At 45.5% G+C, this 539-nt stretch carries 1 pseudogene; it reads left to right on the top strand.

The features are described from left to right. Positions 1 to 539: pseudogene (locus tag ACFIO5_RS13415) on the top strand (phage tail tape measure protein); the annotation flags it as partial.

Genomic DNA, 539 nt, shown 5'->3' with positions numbered 1-539 from the left:
GGGGGTATTTTTACCCCAATAGGGGCTGTGGTTGCTGCTGTTGTGGCGGTCATACTGGCTGCTGGTTTTGCTTTGTGGAAATATTGGGATCGTTTTTCTTCTTTTATGAAGGGCTTTGCACGGGGGGTATCTCGGGCTTTTGGGCAAGCCTTTGAAGCCGTCATGCGCTTTTTTGGTGCTGAACCCACCACCATCACCAAATGGAAAAACATCATTGCTGCTGCTTTTGATTTCTCTCAAACTTGGCAAAAGTTCAAACAAGGGCTTGGCGCTGTTGTTCAAAGCTTTGAAGGTTTGTGGGAGGGCGTTAAACAAAGCCTTTCCAACTTTTGGCAATGGTTGAAGAGTTTTTTTACACAGGAAAAGCTCTCGGAGAGTGCCAAGGCTGGTATGGAACAAGCGGGCGAAGATCTGGCTAATTCGATTGTCGATGGCTTTATGTCGTCTATCTCACAATTGATGGATTTTTGTAAATCTTTGCCTAGCCGCATTAAGGGGTGGATTGGTTCCATTGATGTAAGAGAGTTTTTGCCAAGTTT

This window comes from Bartonella sp. AA86SXKL, from assembly GCF_042196885.1.
The sequence above is the reverse complement of the archived record's forward strand: the minus strand, read 5'-3'. Positions and strand labels throughout refer to the sequence as shown.